Below are 11,889 nucleotides of genomic sequence, written 5' to 3' on the forward strand. Positions count from 1 at the left end.
TTAGTTTTGTCGTCTAGGTTAGCGTAATGCCGGCGTATGAAACGCAGATGTCAGGAGGGATCGCGCCAGGGCGCGGGCTTCCGCGCGCCCTGCTTTTGGCGCTCGTCTGCGCGGCCATGCTCGCCGGCGAAGCGCGGCCGGCGGCTGCTTTCGAGATTTTCGGCATCAAGCTTTGGGGCTCGTCCAAGGACGAGGATGCCGACATCGTCGATCCGCTGCGCTATTCGGTGACCATGGACGCTCCCGATGCCGACAAGGATCTGGTCAAGAAACTGAAAGATGCCTCGGCGCTCAAAAACGACGAGGAGCATCCGGTATCAGGGTCGCTCGGCTTGATGGCCAAGGCGCGCAGCGACCGCGAGCAACTGGTTGCCGCCCTTTATGCCGACGCCCGCTACGAGGGCGTGGTCACCATCACCATAGAGGGCAAGTCCATCGACGAACTGCCGCCGGACGCCGAATTCAAGGGGCCGCAGCCCATTCCGGTGGTCGTCAGCATCGCCGCCGGGCCGAAATTCACCCTCGGCGACATCAGACTGAAAGGCGACGCGGCCGGCCTGGCGAGCGCCGATTTCGGCCTGATCGCGGGCGGCGACGCCAGTTCGGGTGCCGTGCTCAAGGCCGAAGCGGCGATCGTGCGAGCGCTCAAGGAAGAGGGCAGACCGCTAGCCCAGGTGACGGATCGCGAGATCGTCGCAGACCATGACACCTCAACGCTCGACGTGACACTGACGGTCGCGGCCGGCCCGGTCGCCGGCTATGGCGACACCACCGTCGAGGGTACCGAAAAGGTCGATCGCGACTTCACCGAATACATGACCGACCTAAAGCGGGGCCAGCAATATTCGCCGCAAGAAATTGACGATGCCCGCGATCGGCTGCTCGGGCTCGAAGTCTTCAACAGCGTGACCATCAAGGAGGGCGAGAGCCTCGACGCTCAAGGCAACATTCCGATCGACGTCCAGGTGAGCGAGCGCAAGCCGCGCTTTTTCGGCGTCGGCGGCACGTTTTCGAACACGGAAGGACTGGGGCTCGAAGGCTATTGGGGCCACCGCAACCTGTTCGGCCAGGCGGAGAAGCTGCGCATCGACGGCTCCATCAGCGGCATCGGCAGCAACAGCATTTCCGCGCTCAACTACAATGCCGGCATCATGTTCGAGAAGCCGGGGGTGCTCGGGCCGACATCGAAGTTCTTCACCGGCGTCAAGACCGTGTTGGAGCACCCCGACGCCTATGACCATTTCTCGGTCAAGGGCGACGTTGGAGTCTCCTACGACCTCGACAAGAGGCAGCGGGTCTCGGCCGAATTCGACCTCGACTACTCGAGGATCACCGACGCCTTCGGCAAGCACACCTATCTGATCGCCAGCATTCCGCTGCAATATGTCTATGACAGCCGCGACAACAAGCTCAACCCGACCAGGGGTTTCCGGGCGCTCGCCTATGCCGAGCCGAGCTACGACATTCTGAACGGCGCGACCTTCCTCAAGTTGAAGGGCGAAGGCTCGGCTTACCAGTCGCTCGATACGGCGAGCAGATTCGTCCTCGCCGAACGCGCCATGCTCGGCTCGATCGTTGGCACCGGGCTGCAGAATGTTCCGGCCGACAGGCGCTTCTATTCCGGCGGCGGCGGCTCGGTGCGCGGCTATGCCTATCAAGGTATCGGCCCGAAGGACATCGACGGCCAGCCGATCGGCGGCCTGTCCCTGTTCGAGACCTCGGTCGAGATGCGCATGGCCGTCACCGACACGATCGGCATCGTTCCGTTCGTCGATGCCGGCACGGTCTCGACCAAATCCTTCCCCGATTTCTCCGACGTCAAGGTCGGCGCCGGCGTCGGTCTGCGCTATCTTACGCCATTCGGGCCGCTGCGCATCGACGCCGCCGTGCCGCTCAACCGCGATCCGGGCGATCCGCATTTCGGCCTCTATGCCGGCATCGGTCAGGCGTTCTGATGATGAGGATATTCTGGCGCATCCTTCGTATCTGCCTCTACACGCTGCTCCTGTTGCTGGTGGTGGCGATCGGCGCGCTCGCCGTGCTGACCGGCACCGAAGGCGGCCGTCAGAATCTCGCCGGTCTGATCTCGAAGCTGGCCTCGACCGAGGACCGCAAGATCACCGTCAGCGGTATCGAAGGCATCTGGTCCGGTCAGCTCAGGCTCGATCATGTCGTGCTGGAGGATCGCACGGGGCCCTGGCTGGTGGCGCGCAAGGTGGCGCTCGACTGGTCGCCGACGGCGCTTTTGTCGCGCAACTTCAGCGCCGATCGCATCGAAGCCGAGCGCATCGAGTTGGCGCGGCTGCCACGAGCCGGCCAACAGCCGTCGCAAGGCGCATCGAACAGTCTGCCGGTCTCGATCGACGTCAAAGAGATCGAGCTGCCGGAGATCGCGCTCGGGCAAGAGCTCGCCGGCAGCGGGATTGCCGAACTTGCCGCCAAGGGTTCGCTCAAGGCCGATCCATCGCCGCTGGCGATCGACACGGTGCTCAAAGTCGCCCGCCGCGACGGCAAGCAGGGCAATGTCGACGCCAAGGTCCGTTTCGCGCCGGCCGACAACAAGCTCGACCTCGATCTCAAGGCGTCGGAGCCGGCCGGCGGCATCATCGCCAATTTGCTCAAGCTCCCCGATGCGCCCCCCGTTGATATCGTCGTCTCCGGCACGGGGCCGCTCGCCAATTGGAACGGCATCGGCACGTTCGTTGTCGATCGTCAGATCGTCGCCCAGCTCACCGGCCGCCATCAGTTGAGCGACAAGGGCCACTATATCGAGGCCAAAGGCGACGGCGAATTCGAGCGCTTCCTGCCGGAGAAGTTCAAGTCGCTGTTTGCCGGCAAAACGAATTTCGACGTGGCCGGGACGGCGACCACGACAGGCGGGATCGATATCGAGCGCGCAATTGTAGAGAGCGGCGCCGTGCACGGAACGGCCACCGGCAATGTCGACCCGAAGGGCGCCAGCGATCTTGCCGTCGAGCTCTCAGCCAAAGACAAGCCCGTCACCATCGACGTCGGCACCAGCGCGGTGCCGATCCTGGTCGCGGTCGAGAAGGCGACCGCACGCGCCTTTGGCGACGGCAAGGCGCCGATAGTCGACATCGGCACCTCGTTGGCCTCGATCGCCGTCGGCGGCACGCAGCTCAACAATGTGACGGGACAGGTCCATTCCGACGGCTTCGACGTCGCGACCCGCACCGGGCCGGTCAATGTCAAGCTCGCGGCCGCCGGCCTGAAGACCGACGTGGCGACCCTGGCGCCGCTGGTGACGGGCAAGCTAGCCGCTGATCTCGCCGGTTCGATCAGCCGCGACACCGTCACCGTCGACCAGGGCACGTTGCGCAGCGATGCGCTCAATGCAGCGCTGACCGCCGGCGTCTCGCTCGCCGACCTGTCGATGACGCTGAAGATGAACGCCGACGCCGTATCGAAGGCGCTGCCGCCGCAGATCAGCTCGCTGCTTGGCGAACGGGTGAAATTCTCGGCTACCGCGACCCGCGATCCGGAAGGCGCTTTCGCGGCCAACGAGCTGGAACTCACCTCCGGCTCGCTCAGCGCCAGCGGCACCGCCAGCGCGCAAGGCTCGGATATCAAGGCAAACGTCAAGGGAACGCTGGGCGATGTATCGGCGCTGTCGTCGCTGGCGGGCACGCCGCTTGCCGGCGGGGTCAATTTCGCGCTGACCGCCAGCGGTCCGCGCTGGGCGCCGGATTTCTCGGTGTCGGCCGACAGCGCCAGCCTGACGGCGGCCGGCCGCACGGTGAAGGACATCAAGCTCTCGGCGAAGGGCAAAGCCGACATCGCCAACCCCTCGGCCGATATCTCGCTGACGGGCAGCGTCGAGGAACAGCCGCTCGACATCGAGGCGTCGTTGGTGACCGCCGCCGGCAAGCGCGCGATCAAGGGCCTCAGCCTTGCACTCGGCGACAACAAGGTTTCGGGCGACCTCGCGCTCGACGACCAGTTCCTGCCGGTTGGCACGCTGACGCTGGCCGTTCCCGATGTCGGCCCGCTGGCGGCGCTTGGCGGCCAGACGGCGACCGGCGATATCAACGGCACGATCGCCTTCGCCAAGGATGGCGCGACTCCGAACCTCACCATCAATGCGGCCAGCACATCGATCGCGCGCGGCGAACTGGCGGCGAAAGCGATCACCGTCAATGCGCTGATCGCCAATTATCTCAAGGGACCGGCAATATCGGGCACGATCAAGGCCGACAGCGTCACTTCCGGCAAGACAGTGGTCAGCGGTATCGGCATCGACCTGAGGCGCGACGGCGACTGGACCAATTTTTCCGGCGGCGCGACGGCATCCGGCATTCCGGCCACCGCGACCGGGCGCGTGAAGATCGCCGACGGCAAGACCAGCGTCGAGATCGCGTCCGGCGAAGCGACCCTGCGCGGCATCAAGGCGGCGATCGCCGAGCCGTCGCGCCTTGCAATCGCCAACGGCGTCGCCAGCGTCGAGAAGCTTGCGCTCAATCTCGGCGGCGGCTCGGCGACCATTTCCGGCAGCGCCGGCCAGATCCTCGACCTGACGACCAATTTCGCCGGCCTGCCTGCGGCGCTCGCCAATGATTTCGTGCCGGGCCTCGATGCTGCCGGAACGCTGGAAGGCACGGCACATGTTACGGGGCCGTCGGCCAATCCCGATATCGAGTTCGACGCCAAGCTTGCCGGCGCCGAGACCAGCCAGACCCGCCAGGCCGGACTTGGGCCGCTCAATCTGGATGCCGCCGGCAGCTACGGTCTGGCGAGCGGCCTGGCCCTGGACCATGCAACGCTTTCGGGCGACAAGATTTCCGGCAACGCCGCCGGCACCTTGAATCCGAACGGCGTCAGCGATTTTTCGCTCGATCTGACGTCATCCGGACCCAGCCTGCCGTTGACGATCGGCAGCGCCGAAAGCCCGGTCAAGATCGAGGTCCAGTCATTGTCGGCAAAGATAGCCGGCCAAAGCACGCAGGCCCGCCTCGAGGCTTCCGCCATCCTGCCTTCGGTTGCCGCCAGCCAGGTGAATGTGGACGGCCTTGCCGTTGCGCTGCATTCGGATGCGTTCGATCTCAAGGGGCGGACAGGCCCGGTCTCCGGGACGGTGTCGATCGACAGGATCGGCCTGGACAATCCGATGATCGCGCCGTTGGTTGCCGGCAAGGTCACGGCCGAGGTCAATGGCCGTTTGACGAGCGACGCCGTTGCCGTCAACAGCGGCTCGCTCAAGAGCGATGCGCTCAACAGCCAGGTCGCCGGCCGCATGTCGCTGCGCGACGGCGCCGTCGACCTCAATGTGAACGCCAATGTCGCTTCTTCCGCCTTGCCGGCGGCGGTGCGCGGCATGTTGGGCGAGAGCGCGCAATTGAGCGCCGCGCTGAAACGCGACGCCAACGGCAATGTCAATGTCTCCGGCTTGAAGCTCAACTCGGGCGCGCTGAGCGCCGACGGGCAGGCGAGCCTTGCCGACAACAAGCTTGCCGCCGACATCAGGGGGGCGTTGAGCGACGTTTCGCTGCTGTCGAAAGACGCCAAGGGCGCCATCGCTTTTGGCCTGAATGCGCAAGGTCCGATTATGGCGCCCGACCTCTCGCTGACGGTCAACAGCGACAGGCTGTCCGTGGCGGCGCGCGAGATCACCGGACTGAAGCTCACCGCGACAGGCAAGGCCGATGCCGCCAATCCGGCGGCCGATGTGCAACTGACCGGCAATGTCGCCGGACAGCCGCTGCAGGGCAATGCCGTGCTTGCCACCGCCGCCGGCAAGCGCGCGATCAAGGGCCTCAGCCTTGCACTCGGCGACAACAAGGTTTCGGGCGACCTCGCGCTCGACGACCAGTTCCTGCCGGTTGGCACGCTGACGCTGGCCGTTCCCGATGTCGGCCCGCTGGCGGCGCTTGGCGGCCAGACGGCGACCGGCGATATCAACGGCACGATCGCCTTCGCCAAGGATGGCGCGACTCCGAACCTCACCATCAATGCGGCCAGCACATCGATCGCGCGCGGCGAACTGGCGGCGAAAGCGATCACCGTCAATGCGCTGATCGCCAATTATCTCAAGGGACCGGCAATATCGGGCACGATCAAGGCCGACAGCGTCACTTCCGGCAAGACAGTGGTCAGCGGTATCGGCATCGACCTGAGGCGCGACGGCGACTGGACCAATTTTTCCGGCGGCGCGACGGCATCCGGCATTCCGGCCACCGCGACCGGGCGCGTGAAGATCGCCGACGGCAAGACCAGCGTCGAGATCGCGTCCGGCGAAGCGACCCTGCGCGGCATCAAGGCGGCGATCGCCGAGCCGTCGCGCCTTGCAATCGCCAACGGCGTCGCCAGCGTCGAGAAGCTTGCGCTCAATCTCGGCGGCGGCTCGGCGACCATTTCCGGCAGCGCCGGCCAGATCCTCGACCTGACGACCAATTTCGCCGGCCTGCCTGCGGCGCTCGCCAATGATTTCGTGCCGGGCCTCGATGCTGCCGGAACGCTGGAAGGCACGGCACATGTTACGGGGCCGTCGGCCAATCCCGATATCGAGTTCGACGCCAAGCTTGCCGGCGCCGAGACCAGCCAGACCCGCCAGGCCGGACTTGGGCCGCTCAATCTGGATGCCGCCGGCAGCTACGGTCTGGCGAGCGGCCTGGCCCTGGACCATGCAACGCTTTCGGGCGACAAGATTTCCGGCAACGCCGCCGGCACCTTGAATCCGAACGGCGTCAGCGATTTTTCGCTCGATCTGACGTCATCCGGACCCAGCCTGCCGTTGACGATCGGCAGCGCCGAAAGCCCGGTCAAGATCGAGGTCCAGTCATTGTCGGCAAAGATAGCCGGCCAAAGCACGCAGGCCCGCCTCGAGGCTTCCGCCATCCTGCCTTCGGTTGCCGCCAGCCAGGTGAATGTGGACGGCCTTGCCGTTGCGCTGCATTCGGATGCGTTCGATCTCAAGGGGCGGACAGGCCCGGTCTCCGGGACGGTGTCGATCGACAGGATCGGCCTGGACAATCCGATGATCGCGCCGTTGGTTGCCGGCAAGGTCACGGCCGAGGTCAATGGCCGTTTGACGAGCGACGCCGTTGCCGTCAACAGCGGCTCGCTCAAGAGCGATGCGCTCAACAGCCAGGTCGCCGGCCGCATGTCGCTGCGCGACGGCGCCGTCGACCTCAATGTGAACGCCAATGTCGCTTCTTCCGCCTTGCCGGCGGCGGTGCGCGGCATGTTGGGCGAGAGCGCGCAATTGAGCGCCGCGCTGAAACGCGACGCCAACGGCAATGTCAATGTCTCCGGCTTGAAGCTCAACTCGGGCGCGCTGAGCGCCGACGGGCAGGCGAGCCTTGCCGACAACAAGCTTGCCGCCGACATCAGGGGGGCGTTGAGCGACGTTTCGCTGCTGTCGAAAGACGCCAAGGGCGCCATCGCTTTTGGCCTGAATGCGCAAGGTCCGATTATGGCGCCCGACCTCTCGCTGACGGTGAACAGCGACAGGCTGTCCGTGGCGGCGCGCGAGATCACCGGACTGAAGCTCACCGCGACAGGCAAGGCCGATGCCGCCAATCCGGCGGCCGATGTGCAACTGACCGGCAATGTCGCCGGACAGCCGCTGCAGGGCAATGCGGTGCTTGCCACCGCCAATGGCAAGAGCGCGATCAACGGGCTTCTGCTGTCGCTGGGACCGAACAAGATCTCCGGCGACCTCGCGCTCGACGAAGCGTTCGTGCCGGTGGGCACCGTGTCACTCGATCTTCCTGACATAGGGCCGCTGGCGGCGCTTGCGCTAGAAAAGGCGGAAGGCGACGTCCGCGGCGCGATCGCCTTCTCGAAGGCCGGCAACGCACCGAACGTCGCCGTCAAGGCAACCACGGCAGCGATCAGGCGCGGCGACCTCTCGGCCAAAAAAGTCGCCGTCGACGCCCAGATCGCCAATTACCTCGCAGCACCTGTCATCTCCGGCAGGATCCGCGCCGACAGCGTGACCTCCGGCGGCACTGCCGTTACCGGCATCGATGTCGACCTGAAGCGCGATGGCGACTGGACCGCCTTTTCCGGCGGCGCCACCGTGAAGAACATTCCGGCGAAAGCGGCCGGCCGGGTGAAAGTGGCGAACGGCACGACGACCGTCGAGCTCGCGTCGGGCCAAGCGACGGTGCAAGGCATCAAGGCAGCGATCGCGCAGGCCTCGACCGTGACCATCGCCAACGGCGCGACGACGCTCGACCGGCTGGTGCTCAATCTCGGCGGCGGCACGGCGACGGTGACGGGCAAGGTCACGCAGACGCTCGACATCAACGCCAATCTGGCCCGGGTGCCGGTCTCGCTCGCAAACAGTTTCTCGCCTGGCCTCGATGCGGCAGGCTCGATCTCGGGCACGGTCAAGGTCTCCGGCGCGCCGGCCACTCCGACGGTCGCCTTCAATGTCGATGCTTCGGGCGTGCAGACTTCGCAGACGCGGGGCGCAGGCCTCGGCGGCATGAACGTATCCTCGTCGGGAACCTTTGCCGGCAGCAAGCTTGCCTTCGACGCCAACATCAGCGACGGCGCGGGCCTTGGTCTCAAGGGCGGCGGCACGGTGACGACGGCAGGCGGGCCGACCCTGGCGCTCGATTTCAAAGGCAAGGTGCCGTTTTCCTTCCTTGCCTCGAAACTCGCCGTGCAAGGCCTGGCGCTCAACGGAACCGCCAATGTCGACGTGCAGGTGCGCGGTCCTGTATCCGCGCCGGTGATCAGCGGCAAAGTCACGACGTCGGGCGCCCGTCTCATCGACGCGCGCTCCGGGCTGGCGGTCAACGACATCGGGGCTGACGTCTCGATCGGCGGCGGCGTCGCCAGGATCACTCGCCTGACGGGCACGTTGTCGACGCGCGGCAGCCTTTCGGCGAGTGGCACCGTCGGCATCACGCCGGCGCAAGGTTTTCCGGCCGACCTGTCGATAAAACTCACCGACGCCCGCTACACCGACGGCAGGGTGGTGACCGCCAATCTCGGCGGCGACCTGACCATTAAAGGCCCGCTCGTGTCGGCGCCGGTGATCGCCGGCACCATCAATCTGGCGAGGACGGTCATCACCGTGCCGGACAAGCTGCCCGGCTCGCTCTCGGAGTTGGATGTGAAGCATAAGAACCCGCCGCGCGCGGTGCGCGCGCAGGACAGAGCGCTGAACCCGCCGACATCCAGCAGCGGCGGCAGCAGCGGCAGCGGCCTTGTCCTCGACGTGACGGTCAACGCACCGAATCAGATCTTCATCCAGGGCAGGGGCGTCGACGCCGAGCTAGGCGGCTCGCTGAAGCTGACCGGCCCGGCATCCTCGCCGCAGGCCGTCGGAACCTTCACCTTGCAACGCGGCCGGCTGACGATCCTTGCCAAGCGGCTGACCTTCACCGAGGGCACAGTCGGGTTCCAGGGTTCGCTTGTGCCTTACCTCAACCTGACCGCGACCACGACGACCAGCAGCGCCACCGTCACCATCGTCGTTTCGGGCGAAGCGACCAACCCGAAGTTCAACTTCTCCTCCGCACCGGCGCTGCCTGAGGACGAGGTGCTGGCGCAACTGATCTTCGGCCGCTCGATGTCCAATCTCTCGCCGCTGCAGATCGCCCAGCTTGCTGACGCGGCCGCGCAATTGGCAGGGGCCGGCGGCACGACCTCGCTGCTGGACAATCTACGCAGCGCGATCGGCATCGACGATCTCGACGTGACGACCGACGAGAAGGGGGGCACCGCGGTTTCGGCCGGCAAGTACCTCAACGACCGTACCTATGTGACAATCCAGAAGGGCGACAAACCGGGCTCCGGCAAGGCGACGATCGATCTCAATGTCGGGAGGGGCGTGAAGCTGCGCGGCGAGGCCAACGACGCGGGCGAAGCCAAGGGCGGCGTCTTTTACGAACGCGAATATTGACGGTGTTGCCCGCCCCGGCGGGCTGAAGAGGACTTTTGGCGCGCGCACGAGGCCCTGTCCGCCGGCAATGTCTTGATTTGATTGCCCTGTTAATTTTTGGAAATGTGCTGTGGACTAACAAATTTGCGTCAAGGCTGTCGCTATCACGCCAACCGGCCCCATTCCAAAGTTGCACATTCCCCACCATGTTCCAATTCCAAACCGGCTTTTGACATCACGGTCTGGATGCGGAATGTTAAAAGGCAGAAAGCCAAACAATGGGAGTCAGTCATGGCAATCTACAAAAGTAACGGTGATCGCGTTCCGGACCACATCCTGGCGATGGCCGAAGCGGCCAAGTCGGGCACGGTGGACCGCCGTGAATTCCTGGCTTTGGCCAGCGTTTTCGGTGCATCGACGGCAATGGCTTACGGCATGCTCGGTCTCGCCGCGCCGACGCCGGCCAAGGCCGAGGACGTGCAGGGCAAGAAGGGCGGCGTGCTGAAGGTCGCCATGTCGATCAAGGATCCCAAGGATCCACGCACCGCCGACTGGTCGGAGATTGCCAACGCCGAGCGCCAGGCGCTCGAGCCGCTGGTGAAGTACACGAAGGAGTACACCTTCGCGCCTTACCTGCTGGCAAGCTGGGACATCAACGACGACGCCACCGAATACACGCTGCATGTGCGGCCAGGCGTCGAATGGAATAACGGTGACAAGTTCACCGCCGACGACGTGATCTACAATTTCACCCGCTGGGCCGACAAGGCAGCGGAAGGCAACTCGATGCCTGGCCGCCTCGGCAGCCTGGTCGACGACGGCACCAAGAAGCTGCGCGAAGGCTCCGTCGTCAAGGTCGACGACATGACGGTCAAGCTCAAGCTGAGCAAGCCCGACATCGCGATCATCCCGAACATGTGCGATTACCCGGCACTGGTCGTGCACAAGACCTTCGATGAGAAGGGCGCCAACTTCAAGAATTGCCCGATCGGCACCGGCCCGTTCGAGCTTGTCTCCTACGATGTCGGCCAGAAGGTGGTCTACAAGCGCCGCGAGACCGGCAAGTGGTGGCAGGGCGAAGCTTTCCTCGATGGTGTCGAGTTCATCGATTACGGCACCGATCCGGCGGCGACGGTTTCGGCTTTCGAATCCGGCGAAGTCCAGACCAACCACGAAACGACCGCCGACTACATCAAGATCATCGCTGATGTCGGCGCGCCGGTTTCGGAGGTCGTCACGGCCGCCACCGTGGTGTCGCGCTTTAACATCACCCACAAGCCGTATGACAACCAGAAGGTTCGTCAGGCGATGTTGCTTGCGGTCGACAACGCCACGGTGCTGCAGCTCGGCTACGGCAATGCCGGCACCCCGGCTGAAAACCACCATGTCGCGCCGATCCATCCGGAATATGTCAAGCTGCCCGAGGTCAAGCGCGACATCGCCAAGGCCAAGCAGATGCTGACGGAAGCCGGCGTGATCGATTTCGAGCACGAACTGATCAGCAACGACGAAGACTATCACAAGAACACCACGGACGCGATCGCGGCCCAGCTGCGCGAAGCGGGCATCAAGGTGAAGCGCACCGTGCTGCCGAGCTCGACCTTCTGGAACGACTGGACGAAGTATCCGTTCTCGCAAACCAACTGGAACATGCGCCCGCTGGGCATCCAGGTCATCTCCATCGCCTATCGCTCCGGCGAAGCGTGGAACGAGACGGCCTACGCCAATCCCGACTTCGACAAGAAGGTCAACGAGGCGCTCGGCATCGCCGATGCGGAGAAGCGCAAGGTTGTGATGAAGGACATCGAGCAGACCCTGCAGGATTCCGGAATCATCATCCAGCCCTACTGGCGCAAGCTCTACATCAACATCAAGCCCGAGGTGAAGAACCACTCGATGCACCCGACCTATGAGCACGACTTCGGCAAGGTCTGGCTCGAACAGGCGTGATCCTTTTGCGACAAATATGAGGGGCGTCAGCCCCTCTTATTTGCAGCTTCGTCGCCGTTGCGTATTGTGCAACGGCGGCGGAG

At 64.8% G+C, this 11,889-nt stretch carries 3 protein-coding genes; all 3 read left to right on the forward strand.

Annotated features, from left to right (window positions below; all coding sequences use genetic code 11):
* The first annotated feature begins 26 nt into the window (after positions 1–26).
* The 3 genes from EJ078_RS25210 (at position 27) to EJ078_RS25220 (ending at position 11,806) form a co-directional block, all read left to right on the forward strand.
* On the forward strand, positions 27–1,955 hold the full coding sequence (locus EJ078_RS25210) for an autotransporter assembly complex family protein (protein ID WP_127403196.1): 1,929 nt from the start codon (positions 27–29) through the stop codon (positions 1,953–1,955).
* Positions 1,955–9,877, forward strand: a complete 7,923-nt coding sequence (locus EJ078_RS25215; protein WP_208720912.1) for a translocation/assembly module TamB domain-containing protein — start codon at positions 1,955–1,957, stop codon at positions 9,875–9,877. The genes EJ078_RS25210 and EJ078_RS25215 overlap by 1 nt, the downstream gene beginning before the upstream one ends.
* Before the next feature lie 270 nt (positions 9,878–10,147).
* Positions 10,148–11,806 carry an ABC transporter substrate-binding protein gene (locus EJ078_RS25220; protein WP_095779087.1) on the forward strand — a complete coding sequence of 553 codons (1,659 nt, stop codon included), beginning with the start codon at positions 10,148–10,150 and terminating at the stop codon, positions 11,804–11,806.
* Positions 11,807–11,889: the final 83 nt, after the last annotated feature.

This window comes from Mesorhizobium sp. M1A.F.Ca.IN.022.06.1.1, from assembly GCF_003952605.1.
Taxonomy (GTDB): Bacteria; Pseudomonadota; Alphaproteobacteria; order Rhizobiales; family Rhizobiaceae; genus Mesorhizobium.